Below are 15,008 nucleotides of genomic sequence, written 5' to 3' on the forward strand. Positions count from 1 at the left end.
TCTCCGTTCGTCAGAACCGGTACAGGTGCTCCGCCTCGAAGCCGAGGACTCGGCGGGCCTTGGTCACGTCGATCGGCACGGCCCGGCCGGGCAGGGCCGCGCGCAGCGGGGAGCGGGGCAGGAAGTGATGGACGAGTTCCTCGGTGGGCAGCGGGACGATGGTGTCGGGGGCGGCCACGAACAGCACGTGGGAGCCGTCGATCGGCCGGGTGACGCCGAGCCAGCAGGCGGTGGCCGCGTCCCGGGAGTCCAGGTAGGCCCACAGGTCGGCGACTCCCCTGGCCGGCTCGGCGGCGAACTCGGCGGCCCGCTCGGGCAGCCGGTCCTCGGGGCCGCCGACGAACGGGAAGCGCAGCGCCACCACCGTCATGCCGTGCAGCCGGTGGATCATGCGCGCGGTGGACTCGTCGGCCTCCTTCGACAGCGCGTACGGGTCGGCGGCCAGCAGCGGGTGCGCCTCGTCGACGGGCAGGTAGGCCGGTTCCAGGCGGTGCGGGGAGAACGGCATGCCGAGCACGCTGAGGCTGCTGGCGATGACCGCGCGGCGCACCCCGGCCCGGCCCGCCTCGTCGAGCACCGCGAACGTGGCGCCGGTGTTGTTGAGGTAGACCTCCTGCGGGGGGTTGTCGTTGGGGCTGGGGATGGCCGCCAGATGGATCACGGCGTCGACGCCGTCCAGCGCCCGCCGTACGACCTCGGGGTCGCCCGCGTCGCCCACGACGACGCGGTCGGCCTTGAGGTCGCCCGGATCCTCCAGGACCAGCGCGGTCACCGGCACGTCCTCGGCCGCGCAGCGCGCGAGGACGGCCCGGCCGATCAGCCCGGCGGCGCCGGTGACGAGCACTCTGCTGAGCATCAACCCTTGACCCCCGTGAACCCCACGCCGCGCACGATGTACTTCTGGAAGACGATGAAGACGAGCACGGGCGGCATCAACGCCATGAACATGCCGGCGATGACCATGTTCTCCTCGGCGAACTCCGCCAGCCTGGGCAGCGCCACCGAGATCGGGTGCAGCTCGCCGTCGGAGATGGCCACCATGGGCCACAGGAAGTCCTTCCAGGCGCCCATGATCGTCAGCAGGGACGTCACGGCCAGGATGGGCTTCGACATGGGCAGCACGATGTACCAGAACATCCGCCACGGTCCGGCGCCGTCGACCTGGGCCGCGCCGAACAGCTCGCGCGGGATCCCGTCGAAGAAACGTTTCATCAGCAGGACGGTGAAGGCGTGCGCGGCGTGCGGCAGCCACACCGCCCACGTGGTGTCGGCGATGCCCACGTCGAGCACCGTCAGGTAGAGCGCGACGAGCGACACGCTGCCCGGCAGGAACAGCGTCGCCAGGATCGCGCCGTAGACGTACTTGCCGTAGCGCGGCCGGAGCACCGACAGCGCGTACGCGCCCATGACCGACACGACGATCTGCGCCAGCCACGACCCTCCGGCCAGGACGACCGTGTTGAGCATGAAGTGGCCGATGCGCAGCCTGCTCCAGGCCTCGGCGAGCAGCGACCAGTCGGGGGCGGCCGGGTAGAGGCGCAGCGGGTCGGTGAGCAGTTCCCGCGTCGGGGAGATCGCCCCCTTGACCGTCCACAGGATCGGGCCGAGCCCGGCGACGAGCACGCCGAGGAAGACGGCGAACTGGGTCGAGCCGAGCACCGCGCGTACGCCGCGCTTCTTGCGGTCGGAATCGGAGATGAGTCCGCTCATGTCGTGCTCCAAGCCTTCGTCATGCGCAGGTACACCGCCGACAGCAGGCCGAGCACGACCGCCAGCAGCACCGACAGAGCGCCGGCCATGCCGTAGTCGCCGTAGACGAAGGCGTACCGGTAGATGAGCAGCAGGACGGTCACCGTCGCGTCCTCGGGGCCGCCGTCGGTCATGACGAACGGCTCGGTGAAGACCTGGAAGGTGCCGATGACCTGCAGCAGCAGCATGAGCAGCAGCACGCCGCGCAACTGGGGCAGCGTGATGTGCCACACGCGCCGCCGGATCGACGCGCCGTCGCTCTCGGCCGCCTCGTACAGCTCCCTGGGGACGCTGGTCAGCGCCGCGATGTAGATCAGCACGGTGCCGCCCGCGCCCGCCCAGGTGGCCTCCAGCACCAGCGAGGGCATCGCCCACTGCGTGTCCTGCAGCCACGGGAACGGGCCCAGGCCGACGAGTCCGAGAAGGCCGTTGAGCAGGCCGTAGTCGCTGTTGTAGAAGAACTTCCACATCATGATCGCCACGACCGGCGGCACCGCCACCGGCAGGTAGACCAGCACGCGGAACAGGCCGCCGCCCTTGCGCAGCTCCGACATGACCACCGCGAGGAAGACCGGCACGGGAAAGCCGAGGATCAGGGCGAGGACGGTGAACCAGAGCGTGTTCAGCGCTGCCTTGCCGAGCAGCGGATCGGCGAACAGGTTGGCGAAGTTCTGCCAGCCGACCCAGCTCGCCGCCTCGACCAGGTTGGTGCGCTGGAAGGCGAGCATGGCGCTCTGCAGGATCGGCCACCAGGAGAACACCGCGAACACGAGCACCAGCGGCGCGAGGAACAACACCGAGGCCACCGCGTAGGGGTGCCGGGCCCGGCGCCGCCGGGGCGGGCGCGGCGTGGTGACCGCCGCGTCCGCCTGCTCGGCCAGCGCCGTCACTGCTGCGACCTGTCCAGGATCGGCTTCACCTTCTCGACGGCCTTGGTGATCTCTGCCGCCGGGTCGGCGTCCTGGCGGGTCAGCACCGCCTGGACGACCGTGTCGAGCGCGGCGTAGAGCTCCTGGCCGGCGACGGGCGGCTCGGAGATGAACTCCTGCGCCTTCACGCCCTCGTTGTAGGTGGCGAAGTGCTCCCAGTCGACGTTGGAGACGGCCTTCTCCGCGGCCATCACCGGGTCGGAGACCGCGGGGGCGAAGAACGGCAGCTGCGGCACGGCGGCCACGAGACCGTCGGCCTTCTTCTTCTCGGCCCGCTCGGTGGCCAGGGCCGGGTCGTACTTGGGCCGCAGGTAGACGGCGTCGATCCACTTGACCGCCGCCCGGCGCTGCTCGGGAGTGGCCTTCGGGCTGACGACGGCGACCGTGCCGCCCAGCAGCGTGCCCTTGCCCGACCCGGACGGCAGCGTGGTCTGGCCGTACACCTCGGGCTTGCCGTTGAACTTGGCGACGTAACTGCCGTAGAGGTTGGGCGCGCCCATCATCATCGCGACCTTGCCGGCGGCGAAGTCACGCAGCAGGTCGTCCTGGTCGCGCAGGTGCTGGGTGCCCATCGAGCGGTCGTCCCAGCGCATCGCCTTGAGGAGGGCGAGGGCCTGCCTGGTGGGGGCGTCGTCGAAGGCGGGGACGACCTTGCCGCCCTCCTCCCTCTCCATCCGGCCGCCGTAGGAGTAGGTCATGGTCGTGAGCATCCAGCCGCCGGTGTTGGCGGTGGCGTGCATGCCGAAGCCGGGCACCCCGGTCCTGTCGCTGATCGTCTTGGCGGCGGCCCGCACCTCGTCCCAGGTGGCCGGGGGCTTGTCGGGATCGAGCCCGGCCTTGGTGAACAGTTCACGGTTGTAGACGAGGCCGGCGGCGTACGCCTCGGTGGGCAGGCCGTAGATCTTGCCGTCCGGGGTGCTGCTCGGGGCCAGGATGCGCTTGTCGAAGTCGGACTTGGCGAGCAGCTTCAGGTCCGCGGTGAGGTCGGCGACCTGGCCGCGCCTGATCATGGCCTGCGGGTCGGTCAGCGGGACGCGGAAGACCGTCTCCAGCCGGCCCGCGGCCAGGCGCGCCGCGAACGTCTTGACGTCGTACTGCGTCTCGGTCGGCTTGACCTTGATGGTCGGGTTGGCCTTCTCGAACTCGGCGACCTGGGCCAGGAAGTTCTTCTGGCTCTCCGGCTGGGTGCTGGGCGGCATGCCGGAGACGGTGATCTCGGTCTTGCCGCCGGACGTGCCGTCCTGCCCGCCGCCGCACGCCGCGACCGCGGCCAGGAGCAGCAGACCCGCGGCTCCTCTAGCCATGTACGTGTTCATCGGGACTCCAAGTTCATGCCGGGGGGCGAGTCGAGTCGAACGCTATATATGACGCGTTAACGTGTAAAGCACGGGATGGTAACGCGCGCGAAATGCAACGAGTTAACGCGTCAACTAGGGTGCCTCTATGCCGCCGTCGGGGCGGCGGACCCGCGCGGCCCACCGCTCGTGCAGGTGCGTGACCGGCGGGTACGCGGCGGCCAGCTTCTCGTCCAGCTCGATGCCCCAGCCGGGCAGGTCGGCGGGACGCAGGTGACCTCGGACGGGATTGAGCGTGCCGGGGAACACCTCGCACACGCTGTCGGGGTAGACGTGCCCCTCCTGGATGCCGAACGCGGGCGTGGTGACGTCGAGCGCCAGGTTCGCCGCCACGCCGACGGGCGAGACGTCGCCCGGGGAGTGCCAGGCCGTGCGCACCCCGGTCAGCTCGCAGAGCGCGGCCAGCTTGCGCGCCGGGGTCAGCCCGCCGATGGCCGAGACGTGGCAGCGCAGCAGGTCGACGCCGCCGCCCAGGATGAGCCTGGCCGCGTCGGGCACCGAGACGAGCAGCTCGCCGACCGCGATGGGCGCGGGCGAGGCCGCCCGCACCTCGGGCAGCCGGTCGTAGTGCTCGGGCGCGACCACGTCCTCCAGGAAGAACAGCCGGTACGGCTCCAGCGACCTGGCCAGCAGGATCGCCTCCTTCGGGGTGAGCCGGCTGTGCACGTCGTGCAGCAGCTCGACGTCCTCGCCCAGGACCTCGCGGGCCCGGTCGAACAGGGCGGGGGTGGTGCGCAGGTAGTGCCTGACGTCCCAGCCGTCGGGATGCGGCGCGTCCGGGTAGGCGTTCGCCCTGCCGGGCGCGCCGTAGCCGCCCAGCCCCGGTTGCCCGGTCTGCAGCCTGACGTGGCGATATCCGGCGGCCATGAGCCGCTGGGCGTGCTCCAGCGTGCCCTCGACGGTGGCGCCCTCGGCGTGCAGGTAGACGGGCGCCGCCGCGCGCACCCGGCCGCCGAGCAGCTCGTACACGGGCATGCCGGCGCGCTTGCCCGCGATGTCCCACAGCGCCATGTCGACGCCGGACAGCGCGTTGTTCAGCACCGGTCCGCCGCGCCAGTAGGACGACAGGTGGATCATGCGGGTGATGTCCTCGATGTCGGCCGGATGGCGGCCGATCAGCATCGGGCCCACGTGCTCGTCCACGGTCGCGGCGACGGCGTGGAAGCGCTGGGTGAAGGTGGCGCAGCCGAGGCCGTGCAGGCCGTCGTCGGAGGTGTCGATCCTGACCACGACCAGCGGGATGCCCTCGGGCGCCGTGACGACGGCACGCACGCGCGTGATCGTCAGCCCGTCCCTGGACGTCCAGGGGGCCTGGGTTTCCTGCATGCGGGGACGCGCCTTTCAGAAGCGGGTGGGACGGGCGGGCACGGCGACCTCCAGGCCGCCCCACGACCAGCGGACCTCCTCCTCCCCCACGGCGCTGAGCAGCGCCTGCGCGGCGGGTTCCGCGCCTTCCGCGAGCAGTTCCACGGCGAACCCGGCGCGCAGGACCGCGTGGTGGAAGTCGACCGGCCGGCGCGGCCCGCTGTAGAGCACCGCCTCGACGGCGACCTCGTCCTCGCCGGTCGTCAGGGCCCAGGTGGCGGGCTCGCCGAGGAAGGCGGCCGCGCCCGTGTGCACGACCGCCCGGCGCCTTCCGGCGGCGAGCTCGAAGACGCCGTCGCCCAGCTCGCGGCCCCGCACGCCCCGGCCGCGCAGCGTGACGCGCAGCCGCAGGTCGCCCACGTCGAAGACGCTGCCTTCTGGCTTGTCCAGGTTCGGATGGAAGTCGCCGGAGTCGTAGGTGAGCCACCATCCGGCCAGCGCCCTGGGCCCGTCCTGCGCCTGACGGCACCACGCGGCGGTCAGGTCGTGGCCGTTGTGCATGATCCGGGCGCGCAGCACCACGGCCGGGTCCTCGGGCGTGCGCCAGTAGCCGAGCAGCGGCCTGCGCTGCACCGGCGAACTCCTCGTTGACCGTGCCCAGCGTGGCGTCCTCGCTGAGCCAGGTGGTGCCGGTGGTCTGGCCGTCGAAGACGGTCCTGACCTGCACCTCGGGCTCGGGCAGCCGGGCGAAGCGCCCGGCCAGACGCGGCGGGCAGGGCAGCGTGGGCACCAAGCGCGGGGTGTCGTCACGGATCCCGACGCCGGGGCGCGGCTCGATCGGCGCTCCCGTCTGTGCGGCGAGATAACACGTCAACTCCTCGCTGAGCCAGTCGGTGTACGCGCGGGCGTGCGGCCCGGCGAGCTGCCCGGTGCCCGGATGGAAGCGCTCGGCGAGCGCCGCCCAGACGCGTTCCCGCATGACCTCGATCTGCTCCAGGAACCCCTGGTCGCGGACCACCACGTGGGCGCGTTCGCAGATCTCCAGCAGGAATGGGCTGTAGGCGGGCGAGTTGTACTCGGCGAAGGCGTCGCGTTCCAGCATCGCGGCGAGCTTGCGCCTGCCGTAGGCGAGGAACTCGGGCGTGCCGAGCAGCTCGCCGGCGCTCGCGCAGGTGACGGAGCCGAGCAGGGCGATGTTGGTGTAGCGCGGGCCGACGTTGCGCCGGAAGATGGACAGGGCCGCGTGGCGCAGCGCCTCGGCGATCCGGCCGTCGAGGACGTCCCCGTGCGCGGCCAGCACCTGGGCCAGCCGTACGCCGATGAAGTCGGCCCAGTTCCAGTCGGCGGGCGCCATGGCCTGGGGCGGCTCCTCCATGAAGTAGCCCCAGATGCCGTAGTGGTCGTCGAGCGGGTCGCGCTCCTGCAGGCCGACGATCGCGCCGAGCACGTCCTTGGCCCGGTCGAGGCGGCCTGCCTGCAACAACGCGATCGCGTAGTCGGTGGAGGCGCGGGTGTCGTGCACGCGGGTGCCGGCCGGGATCGTCGTGTGGTATCCGTTGCTGCGTGACAGCTGCCACGGCAGCCGGTGTTCGGGGTCGTAGCGCTCGTCCTGAACCTTCAGGAACTCCTCGGGTGTCACCGCTGGGTGTCCTTTCGCCGAATGCGGCCCGACGTTAGTCTTAGCGTGTTAACGTGTCAACGATCACGAATGGGACGGATGGGGGCAGGATGAACGAATCGTCCGACAGCCAGGAGCCGCTCTACCAGCAGGTCAAGCGGGATCTGGTCGCGGCGATCTCGCGCGGTGAGTACGTGCAGGACGAGCCGTTCATCAGCCAGCGCGAGGTCTGCGAACGGTTCGGAGTGAGCACCACCACTGCGGTGCGCGCGCTCAACGAGCTGGTCACCGAGGGCTACCTGGTACGCCGGCGCGGACGCGGCACGTTCGTGGCCGACCGGCCCGTCCCGGCCGAGTCGACGCGGGAGCGCTCCATCGCCTACATCATGCACGGGCACGGGCCGCACAACTCCGACGTGATCGACGGCATCGAGTCGGTCTGCGCCGAACTCGGCTACCGGATGTTCCTGTCCAACACCAAGGGCTCGCCGGCCGCCCAGGAGAAGGCGCTGCGTCAGGCGCTCGACACCCAGGCCAGCGGCGTCGCGCTGTACTCGGTCGACGCCCACCACGACTCCCCCGCCCTGGCCGAGCTGAGACGGCGGCGTGTCCCGCTGGTCATGGTCGACCGCTACCACCCCGAGTCCCCGACCGACGCGGTGCTCTTCGACAACTTCGCCATCGGCTACCGGCTGACCGAGTACCTCATCGGGCAGGGGCACCGGCGCATCACCGCGCTCTGGGACGCCACCGAGTGCACCTCCGTGCAGGAGCGCCTCACCGGGCACGTGCAGTCGCTGCGCGAGCACGGGCTGCCGGTCTCGCCGGAGCTGACCGCGCTCAAGACCTATCTGCGGCTGCCGGAGGACCGGCGGCGGGAGATGCTGGCCGGGCTGCTCGACCGGCGCGAGCCGCCGACGGTGCTGCTGTGCGCCAACGGGTTCGTGCTGGCGCACGCGGCCTCCGACCTCACCGCGATGGGCGTCGAGGTGCCCGGCCAGGTCGAACTGGCCGGCATGGACGACGCGGGGCCGTTCGACCTGCTGCCGCTGACGGTCGCCGCCGCCCGCCTGCCGTCGCGGGAGATGGGCGAGCGGGCGATGCGGCTGCTGGCCGAGCGCATCGACCATCCCGAGGCGGCGTCGGAGGTCGAGCACGTGGTGCTGCCGATCGAGATCCGCACCCGCGAGTCGGCTTCCGCCTATCTGCGCGTGGTCTCCGCCCAAACCGCCTGAACCTCCCGAGGTCCCCCCATGCCTTCCCCTCTTCGCGTCGTCCTGGTGGGCGGCGGTCAGATCGCCGACTCCACCCACATGCCGGCTTTTCGCGAAATGTCGGCCGATATCGAGGTTGTCGCGGTCGTCGACGCCACCGTCGAGGCGGCCAGGTCGTTCGCCGACCGGTGGGCCGTGCCGTACGCCTCGGACGACCTCACCGCGACGCTGCGGGACCTGCGCCCCGACCTCGTCGACATCGCCAGCCCGCCCGCGCTCCACCGCGACCAGGTGGTCGCCGCGCTGCGCGCGGGCGCGTGGGCGTGGTGCGAGAAGCCGCCGTGCCTGTCGCTGGCGGAGTACGACGAGATCACCGCGGCCGAGCGGGCCGGCGGCCCGTACGCCGCGGTCATCTACCAGCAGCGTTTCGGCTCGGCCGCGCAGCACGCCCGCGCGCTGATCTCCGGCGGCGCACTCGGCCGGCCGTACGTCGCGCACTGCCAGACCACCTGGTTCCGCGACCCCGGCTACTACGCGGTCCCGTGGCGCGGCCGGTGGGAGACCGAGGGCGGCGGCCCCGCCATGGGCCTCGGCATCCACCAGATCGACCTCATGCTCGAACTGCTCGGCGACTGGAGCGAGGTGCGCGGCATGGCCGCCAGGCTCGCCCGCGACGTGCGGACCGACGACGTGACGACGGCGCTGGTCCGCTTCGACTCCGGCGCGCTGGCCACGGTCGTCAGCACGTCGCTGGCGCCGCGCCAGGTCAGCCACCTGCGCGTCGACCTCGCCGCCGCCACCCTGGAGCTCACCCACCTGTACGGCTACGCCAACGAGAACTGGACGATCACCCCCGCCCCCGGCGTGGCCGGTCTCGACTGGCCGCCGCCCGACGACGTGCCCAGCTCCCACCTGGCCCAGCTCCGGGGCCTGATCGCCGACCTGCGGGCCGGACGGCGGCCACGCGGCAGCGGCCAGGACGGCCGCAGGGCGCTGGAGCTGATCACTGCGATGTACAAGTCGGCGCTCACCGGGCAGCCGGTGCGTTCCGGCGAGATCGGTCCGGGCGACCCGTTCCACCGGAACCTGCACGGCGACAACCCCGAGGTGTTCCGGTGAAGATCATCGGCTTCGAGCTCTTCGTCGTCACCCCGCGCTGGATGTTCCTGCGCGTCGACACCGACGAGGGCGTCAGCGGCTGGGGCGAGCCCATCGTCGAGGGCCGCGCCGAGACGGTCGCCGCCTGCGTGAACACGCTGATGGAGGCGCTGGCAGGCGCCGACCCCGGCCGCATCGAGGACCACTGGCAGGTGATGTCGAAGGGCGGCTTCTACCGGGGCGGCCCGATACTGTCCAGCGCGGTCGCCGGGATCGACCAGGCGTTGTGGGACATCAAGGGCAAGGCTCTCGGCGTGCCGGTCCACGACCTGCTCGGCGGCCCGGTGCGCGATCAGGCCAAGGTCTACACGTGGGCGCACGGCGACACGGACGCGGAACTGGCCGAGAACGCCGTGGCCCGGGTGGAGGCGGGCTTCGACACGCTGAAGTTCGCCGCCTGGGAGGGCCGGCTGCCGCCGATCCCGTCACCGGCCCTCACCAGCCGGATCGTGGCCCGCTTCGCGGCGGTGCGCGACGCGGTGGGCGACGGCGTCGACCTGGCCGTCGACCTGCACGGCCGCTTCACGTCGGCGGCCGCGCGCAAGGTGCTGCCGCTGCTTGAGCCGCTGTCCCCCTTGTTCGCCGAAGAGCCGGTGCTCCCTGAGTTCTCCCGCGACCTGCGACGAGTGGTGGAGTCCACATCAATTCCCATCGCGACCGGCGAGCGCCTGTTCTCCCGCTGGGACTTCCGCGACGTGCTCCCGACGGGCGTGGCGGTGATCCAGCCGGACCTGTCGCACGCCGGGGGCATCTCCGAGGTCCGGCGGATCGCCGCGATGGCGGAGACCTGGGACGTCACCCTCGCTCCCCACTGCCCCCTCGGCCCGATCGCTCTGGCCGCCTGCCTGCAGATCGACTTCGCGACCCCGAACTTCCTCATCCAGGAGCAGTCGCTGGGCATCGGCTACCACGACGGCAGCGAACTCCTCGACTACCTGGTGGACCGTTCGGTCTTCACCTTCACCGACGGCCACCTCGACCGCCCGACGGCCTCCGGCCTGGGCATCGAGGTCGACGAGAAGGCGGTGCGCCAGGCGTCGTCGCACGCCTGGCGCAACCCGGTCTGGCGGCACCGGGACGGCTCGTTCGCCGAGTGGTAGCCGTCCATGGAGCGCGCGGCCGATCGTACGGCCGCGCCCGAGGGCAATCGTCACGCCGATCATCGTCATGGGCGCCAGCTGGGGTTCCCCGGCCTCGCCCTGCCCGCCCTGACCGTCGCGTGGCCGCAGGCCGTCACCGACGGCCGCCGAACTGCCAGTCGTGCACCTCGATCCCGGCGTAGCGGTCGGCGGTGAGGACGGCGCGGGCCGCGTCCGCGTCCGGCGCCCGGACCAGCAGCGCGGTGCCGACCCAGGTGGCGCCGTCGTCGGACAGCAGCGGCCCGTACGCGATCAGCTCGTCGCCGTCGGCCGGCGGGACGAGGTCGGCGGGCTGCCCTGAGCCGAGGCCCAGCACCAGGTACCGGTTGCCGCCCTCCCGGCCGCCGGGGAACTCCCACATGGTGCGCCCCAGCACGTTGCGCCAGCGGCGCAGCAGCACGTCGCGGTAGACCCCGGCCTGGTAGTTGGGCTCGTCGAAGGCGAACGCCCGCGCGGCGGCGGGGCCGGGCAGGTCGACGATGTGCACGCTGCCGGTGGCCGCGCCGGTCTCGCGGTCGAGGGTCGGGCCGCGGGCGATCAGCTCCGCTTCGTACCGGTCCATGTAGGACCAGTGCGCTTCCCCCAGCTCCTTGCGCAGGGGGCCCGATCCGGGACGGTCACGGTGGTGGCAGAAGAACTCCATGCCGGAAGTACCTACCACGTGATCTCCTCCCGGTCACCACCGTCGCGCGGCCCGGCGGCTCAGCCGAGCATCTGCTCGACGAGGTCGGCGGCGCGGGTGGTGCCGCCCTCGGCCCGCGCCTCGGCCTTCAGCCGCGTCAGGCGGCGGGCCACGTCGGGGTCGGCGGTCAGCTCGACGAGCGCGGCGCGCAGGGCCTCGGCCGTGGCGTCGGCGGTGTCGATGCGGCGGGCCACACCCAGCTCCACGAGCCGGTCGGCGTTGGCGAACTGCTCGGCGCCCTGCGGGACGGCGATCATCGGCACGCCCGCCAGCAGCCCTTCGCAGCAGCCGCCCATGCCCGCGTGGGTGACGAACGCGTCGGCCTGGTCGAGGATCGCCCGCTGCGGCACCCACGGGTGCACCTCGACGTTGGACGGGATCTCGCCCAGCTCCGCCGCATCGGTGTACTTGCCGATCTGCAGCACGACGTGCCAGCCGGGCAGGCCGCCGAAGGCCGCCAGGCACCGGCGGTAGAACTCCGGCTGACGGGTGTAGGCCGACCCCAGGGAGATCAGCAGGACGTTCGCGGCGTCGCCCGGACGGGTCCAGCCGCCCTGCCCGCGCAGCTCGTGGCAGGGGCCGACGAAGGTCACGGTGGCGGTGTCGACCTGATCGGCGTGCGGCTGCATGGCCCGCGGGATCAGGGCCAGCGCGCGGGGCGGACGGCCGGAGAAGGCGTCGACGTCGGTGGTGGTCGCGCCGGATCCGGCGAGCCACCCGGCGAACCTGGCCCGGTAGGCGTCGGCCCCCGGCAGCCGCCAGAGCTGCGCGGCCACCTCCTCCTCGTAGCCCTTCCAGGCCACGAACGTCGGCGACAGCTGCAGCAGCGGACGGCCCTGCGCCTCGGCCAGGGCCCGCGCGGCGTAGGCGCCGATGTCGTACAGGTAGAGGTCGGCGGGGTCGTGGTCGTAGGCGGCGCGCAGCTGCGGGAGCGCCTGGACGGCGTCGTCCAGGAAGAGGCTCATCGCCGCGATGGGGTCGTCGGGCCAGTCGTTGTCGGCGACCGGCAGCGTCGAGGTGCACGGGACCAGCTCGGCGCCGGTGCCGGTGACCAGGTCGGCGACCGCCGGGGCGTTGGCGTACGTCACCCGGTGGCCGCGGGCCACCAGCTCGCGGACGATCTCCAGGCTGGGCAGGATGTGGCTGACGGCCGGGATGCCGACCATGGCGATGTGGGCGCGGCGGCGAGACATGGGCGAATCACTCATTCCGGGTTCTGCGCGGCGGGACAGGTGAGGGACGGCGGTCAGGCGCGACGCGCGCCCGGCGCGGCGGCCTCCAGGTCGGCGACGCTGCCCGACATGATCGTGCGCACGTGCTCGGTGATGTGCTCGGCGGGCCAGTCCCACCAGGCCACCGCGAGCAGGCGGGCGACGTCGCCGGCCGGGTAGCGGGTGCGGATGAGGCGGGCCGGGTTGCCGCCGACGATCCCGTAGTCGGGCACGTCGGAGGTGACCACGGAGCCGGCGCCGATGATCGCGCCGTGCCCGATGCGCACGCCGGGCAGCACCGTCGCGCCGTGGCCGAACCAGACGTCGTTGCCGACGACGGTGTCACCCCGGTTCGGCAGGCCGGTGAGCAGGTCGAAGTGGTCGGACCACGAGCCGCCCATGGTGGGGAAGGGGAAGGTCGAGGGGCCGTCCATGCGGTGGTTGGCGCCGTTCATGATGAAGCGCACGCCGGTGCCCAGGGCGCAGAACCTGCCGATGACCAGCTTCTCCGGGCCGTAGTGGTAAAGCACGTTGCGGGTCTCGAACGCGGTCGGGTCGTCGGGGTCGTCGTAGTAGGAGAACTCCCCCACCTCGATCAGCGGGGACTTGACCAGCGGCCGCAGCAGCACCACCCGTGGCTGGGCGGGCATCGGGTGCAGGACGGCGGGGTCGGCGGGGACGCGGGCGTTCATGGATCTCTTCCTTCCGCCGCTGCTAATGCGACAACTTGTACATTAAGATGGTGGCATGCCGACGTCCGCCTCGCAAACGGGAAAGGGAGCGTTGACGCCCGAGAGCCCGTCGTCCGAGAGCCCGTCGTCCGGGCCGCGCCGCCGTCCGGGTGGCCGTACCGGTCGCATCCGCGCGCAGGTGCTCGACGCGGTCCGCGCCGAGCTCGGGGAACGCGGCTTCGACGGGCTGACCCTCGACGCCGTCGCGGGCCGCGCGGGCGTGCACCGCGCGACGGTCTACCGGCGCTGGCGGGACGTCGGCGGCCTGCTCGCCGACGTCCTGGAGGCGACCGGCGACGACGACTGGCAGCCCCGGGACACCGGCTCCCTGCTGGGCGACCTGACGGCGCTCAACCGCGAGAACCAGGCGGCCATGACCGCGCAGCCGTCGATCGCCGCGGCCCTGATCGCGGCGTCGTTCCGCTCGGAGGAGGCCGCCCGCGGCCTGCGGCGGCTGTGGGAGGACCGGTACACCCGCTGCGAGGTCGTCGTCAGGCGGGCGGTCGAGCGGGGCGAGCTGCCGGCCGGCACCGACGCGCGGCGGCTGCTCGTCGCCGCCACCGCGCCGCTCTACCACCACCTGGTGCTCCTCCGCACGCCTCCCGATCCCGACCTGCCGGAGCAGGCGGCGCGGACGGCCGTGCTCGCCGCCACGGCCGGCGCCTTCACCCCTCCGCCGGGGCGGTGAGGCCGGTGCGCGCTCAGGAGGAGACGGCGACGGGCAGGCGGTACGTGCTCGGGTCGCCGAGGTGATCGACGATGAAGGCGGCCAGGTCGGCGCGGGACGTACGGGCGCCCAGGCGTTCGGTCGCGCCGATCGAGACGCGGGGGCGGCCGGTGCCGGGCCGGTCGGTCAGGCCGGTGGGGCGGACGGCCGTCCAGGTCAGCTCCGTCCGGGCGAGCGCCTGTTCCATGAGCGCCATGTCGGCGTACGGATGGCGCATGGCGTGGCGCAGGACGCGGCCGAGCAACCGGGTGACGGGCCCCGCACCGGCCGGGACGGACAGCCCGGCCGAGGAGATCACGACGAGCCGGGCGGACGGCGGCAGCGCCGCGACGATCGCCGCGGTCCCCTGCGAGTAGACCGTGGTGGGGCCGCGGCCGCCGGGGCCGAGGGCGGAGATCACGGTGTCGTGGCCGGTCAGGGCGTCGCGCAGGCTCGCGGGGTCGGTCACGTCAGCGGCGCGGCGGACGAGCCGCGGGTGGGCCAGGTCGAGGTCGCCGGGGCGGCGGGCGACGGCGGTGACGGTGTGCCCGGCCGCCAGGGCGCGTTCGACGACGAGGCGGCCGGTGCGGCCCGTGGCGGCGACGACGGCGAGGGAGGTCATGAGCGGACGATCTTCCGTGGCGAGGGGCCGAGGGGTCAGGCGTGGGCGGCGGGCTTGCTGGCGGGCTGGAACTTGAAGGAGATGGCCTCCATGAGGGCCTGGTGCTTGGTGTTCTGGAAGGCGGCGATCTTCCACTCGCCGTCCGGCTGCCGGACCATCGTGTAGGTCTGGATCTTGTGCAGCTTGCCGGGCCTGCCCTTGTAGGTGTCGCCGCGGGTGACGACGAGGGCGGTGTCGGGGCCGGTGAGACGGATGCCGACGGTCTCGCTGGCCAGCCTGGTGCCCTTGACGAAGCTGTCGAACAGCGCCTGGTGGGCGTCGCCGATCTCGCGGGCGCCGGTGTAGAGGGTGCCGACGTAGGTGATGTAGGTGGCGTCCTCGGTGAACAGGTCGCCGTACGCGCCGCCGTCGGCCCGGTTCCAGGCGTCGGCGAGACGGTCGAGCACGGAGGTGATGGCGGCGGCGTCGGCGGCGGTGAGGGTGCTGCTCATGGTCGTTGCCCTTCCTCAGGTGACTTCGCGGAAGCATTTGCTTCTTTGAAGATTTATCTTCTCTGAAGAAGAGATTAGAAGAGGGGTCGGCCAGTGTC

General features: G+C 72.4%; 16 protein-coding genes. 5 read left to right on the forward strand and 11 right to left on the reverse strand.

The window, feature by feature from the left end; all coding sequences use genetic code 11:
- Nucleotides 1-10 precede the first annotated feature (10 nt).
- From ACIBQ8_RS43515 to ACIBQ8_RS43540, 6 genes are all read right to left on the reverse strand, one after another.
- Entirely contained in the window at nucleotides 11-856 is an 846-nt protein-coding gene (locus ACIBQ8_RS43515) for an NAD-dependent epimerase/dehydratase family protein (protein WP_397195063.1), read from the reverse strand.
- A complete protein-coding gene (locus ACIBQ8_RS43520) occupies nucleotides 856-1,710 on the reverse strand; it encodes a carbohydrate ABC transporter permease (RefSeq protein WP_364338760.1) in 855 nt (284 codons plus the stop codon). Before ACIBQ8_RS43520 ends, ACIBQ8_RS43515 begins: the two co-directional genes overlap by 1 nt.
- A complete protein-coding gene (locus ACIBQ8_RS43525) occupies nucleotides 1,707-2,639 on the reverse strand; it encodes a sugar ABC transporter permease (RefSeq protein WP_358299386.1) in 933 nt (310 codons plus the stop codon). The genes ACIBQ8_RS43520 and ACIBQ8_RS43525 overlap by 4 nt, the downstream gene beginning before the upstream one ends.
- Complete coding sequence (locus ACIBQ8_RS43530; protein ID WP_397174338.1) at nucleotides 2,636-3,994, reverse strand: extracellular solute-binding protein; 1,359 nt, start codon at nucleotides 3,992-3,994, stop codon at nucleotides 2,636-2,638. Before ACIBQ8_RS43530 ends, ACIBQ8_RS43525 begins: the two co-directional genes overlap by 4 nt.
- A gap of 114 nt (nucleotides 3,995-4,108) precedes the next feature.
- Complete coding sequence (locus tag ACIBQ8_RS43535) at nucleotides 4,109-5,359, reverse strand: enolase C-terminal domain-like protein (RefSeq protein WP_397195064.1); 1,251 nt, start codon at nucleotides 5,357-5,359, stop codon at nucleotides 4,109-4,111.
- Between the two features lie 15 nt (nucleotides 5,360-5,374).
- On the reverse strand, nucleotides 5,375-5,971 hold the full coding sequence (locus ACIBQ8_RS43540; RefSeq protein ID WP_397195065.1) for a hypothetical protein: 597 nt from the start codon (nucleotides 5,969-5,971) through the stop codon (nucleotides 5,375-5,377).
- A 304-nt stretch (nucleotides 5,972-6,275) separates the two neighbouring features.
- Here ACIBQ8_RS43540 and ACIBQ8_RS43545 point away from each other — a divergent pair, with 304 nt between their 5' ends.
- The 4 genes from ACIBQ8_RS43545 (at nucleotide 6,276) to dgoD (ending at nucleotide 10,428) form a co-directional block, all read left to right on the forward strand.
- A complete protein-coding gene (locus tag ACIBQ8_RS43545) occupies nucleotides 6,276-6,905 on the forward strand; it encodes a hypothetical protein (protein WP_397195066.1) in 630 nt (209 codons plus the stop codon).
- 161 nt (nucleotides 6,906-7,066) lie between these two features.
- Complete coding sequence (locus tag ACIBQ8_RS43550) at nucleotides 7,067-8,191, forward strand: LacI family DNA-binding transcriptional regulator (RefSeq protein ID WP_397195067.1); 1,125 nt, start codon at nucleotides 7,067-7,069, stop codon at nucleotides 8,189-8,191.
- An 18-nt stretch (nucleotides 8,192-8,209) separates the two neighbouring features.
- Entirely contained in the window at nucleotides 8,210-9,289 is a 1,080-nt protein-coding gene (locus tag ACIBQ8_RS43555; protein WP_397174333.1) for a Gfo/Idh/MocA family protein, read from the forward strand.
- Entirely contained in the window at nucleotides 9,286-10,428 is a 1,143-nt protein-coding gene (gene dgoD, locus ACIBQ8_RS43560) for a galactonate dehydratase (RefSeq protein ID WP_397195068.1), read from the forward strand. Before ACIBQ8_RS43555 ends, dgoD begins: the two co-directional genes overlap by 4 nt.
- A 133-nt stretch (nucleotides 10,429-10,561) precedes the next feature.
- Here dgoD and ACIBQ8_RS43565 read toward each other — a convergent pair whose 3' ends face one another.
- Genes ACIBQ8_RS43565 through ACIBQ8_RS43575 form a run of 3 tightly spaced genes read right to left on the reverse strand, consistent with a single transcriptional unit; the run spans nucleotide 10,562 to nucleotide 13,052 of the window.
- Nucleotides 10,562-11,128, reverse strand: a complete 567-nt coding sequence (locus ACIBQ8_RS43565; RefSeq protein ID WP_397174330.1) for a YciI family protein — start codon at nucleotides 11,126-11,128, stop codon at nucleotides 10,562-10,564.
- Between the two features lie 41 nt (nucleotides 11,129-11,169).
- Complete coding sequence (locus tag ACIBQ8_RS43570; RefSeq protein ID WP_397195069.1) at nucleotides 11,170-12,342, reverse strand: macrolide family glycosyltransferase; 1,173 nt, start codon at nucleotides 12,340-12,342, stop codon at nucleotides 11,170-11,172.
- A gap of 53 nt (nucleotides 12,343-12,395) precedes the next feature.
- Nucleotides 12,396-13,052 carry a CatB-related O-acetyltransferase gene (locus tag ACIBQ8_RS43575; RefSeq protein WP_397195070.1) on the reverse strand — a complete coding sequence of 219 codons (657 nt, stop codon included), beginning with the start codon at nucleotides 13,050-13,052 and terminating at the stop codon, nucleotides 12,396-12,398.
- A gap of 91 nt (nucleotides 13,053-13,143) precedes the next feature.
- Here ACIBQ8_RS43575 and ACIBQ8_RS43580 point away from each other — a divergent pair, with 91 nt between their 5' ends.
- Complete coding sequence (locus ACIBQ8_RS43580; RefSeq protein WP_397174324.1) at nucleotides 13,144-13,779, forward strand: TetR/AcrR family transcriptional regulator; 636 nt, start codon at nucleotides 13,144-13,146, stop codon at nucleotides 13,777-13,779.
- A gap of 13 nt (nucleotides 13,780-13,792) precedes the next feature.
- Here the strand turns inward: ACIBQ8_RS43580 and ACIBQ8_RS43585 are convergent, their stop codons facing one another.
- Together ACIBQ8_RS43585 and ACIBQ8_RS43590 are read right to left on the reverse strand one after the other, a co-directional pair.
- On the reverse strand, nucleotides 13,793-14,419 hold the full coding sequence (locus ACIBQ8_RS43585; protein ID WP_397174322.1) for an NAD(P)-dependent oxidoreductase: 627 nt from the start codon (nucleotides 14,417-14,419) through the stop codon (nucleotides 13,793-13,795).
- A 35-nt stretch (nucleotides 14,420-14,454) separates the two neighbouring features.
- On the reverse strand, nucleotides 14,455-14,910 hold the full coding sequence (locus ACIBQ8_RS43590; RefSeq protein ID WP_397174321.1) for an SgcJ/EcaC family oxidoreductase: 456 nt from the start codon (nucleotides 14,908-14,910) through the stop codon (nucleotides 14,455-14,457).
- Nucleotides 14,911-15,008: the final 98 nt, after the last annotated feature.

Origin of the sequence: Nonomuraea sp. NPDC049646 (assembly GCF_044465525.1) — a bacterium.
GTDB lineage: Bacteria > Actinomycetota > Actinomycetes > Streptosporangiales > Streptosporangiaceae > Nonomuraea.

What these genes read in the sequence shown, in the direction of transcription:
- ACIBQ8_RS43515 (WP_397195063.1), bottom strand. Translation starts at nt 856, where the DNA reads ATGCTCAGCAGAGTGCTCGTCACCGGCGCCGCCGGGCTGATCGGCCGG.
- ACIBQ8_RS43520 (WP_364338760.1), bottom strand. Translation starts at nt 1,710, where the DNA reads ATGAGCGGACTCATCTCCGATTCCGACCGCAAGAAGCGCGGCGTACGC.
- ACIBQ8_RS43530 (WP_397174338.1), bottom strand. Translation starts at nt 3,994, where the DNA reads ATGAACACGTACATGGCTAGAGGAGCCGCGGGTCTGCTGCTCCTGGCC.
- ACIBQ8_RS43535 (WP_397195064.1), bottom strand. Translation starts at nt 5,359, where the DNA reads ATGCAGGAAACCCAGGCCCCCTGGACGTCCAGGGACGGGCTGACGATC.
- ACIBQ8_RS43545 (WP_397195066.1), top strand. Translation starts at nt 6,276, where the DNA reads ATGGAAGCGCTCGGCGAGCGCCGCCCAGACGCGTTCCCGCATGACCTC.
- ACIBQ8_RS43550 (WP_397195067.1), top strand. Translation starts at nt 7,067, where the DNA reads ATGAACGAATCGTCCGACAGCCAGGAGCCGCTCTACCAGCAGGTCAAG.
- ACIBQ8_RS43555 (WP_397174333.1), top strand. Translation starts at nt 8,210, where the DNA reads ATGCCTTCCCCTCTTCGCGTCGTCCTGGTGGGCGGCGGTCAGATCGCC.
- ACIBQ8_RS43570 (WP_397195069.1), bottom strand. Translation starts at nt 12,342, where the DNA reads ATGTCTCGCCGCCGCGCCCACATCGCCATGGTCGGCATCCCGGCCGTC.
- ACIBQ8_RS43575 (WP_397195070.1), bottom strand. Translation starts at nt 13,052, where the DNA reads ATGAACGCCCGCGTCCCCGCCGACCCCGCCGTCCTGCACCCGATGCCC.
- ACIBQ8_RS43585 (WP_397174322.1), bottom strand. Translation starts at nt 14,419, where the DNA reads ATGACCTCCCTCGCCGTCGTCGCCGCCACGGGCCGCACCGGCCGCCTC.
- ACIBQ8_RS43590 (WP_397174321.1), bottom strand. Translation starts at nt 14,910, where the DNA reads ATGAGCAGCACCCTCACCGCCGCCGACGCCGCCGCCATCACCTCCGTG.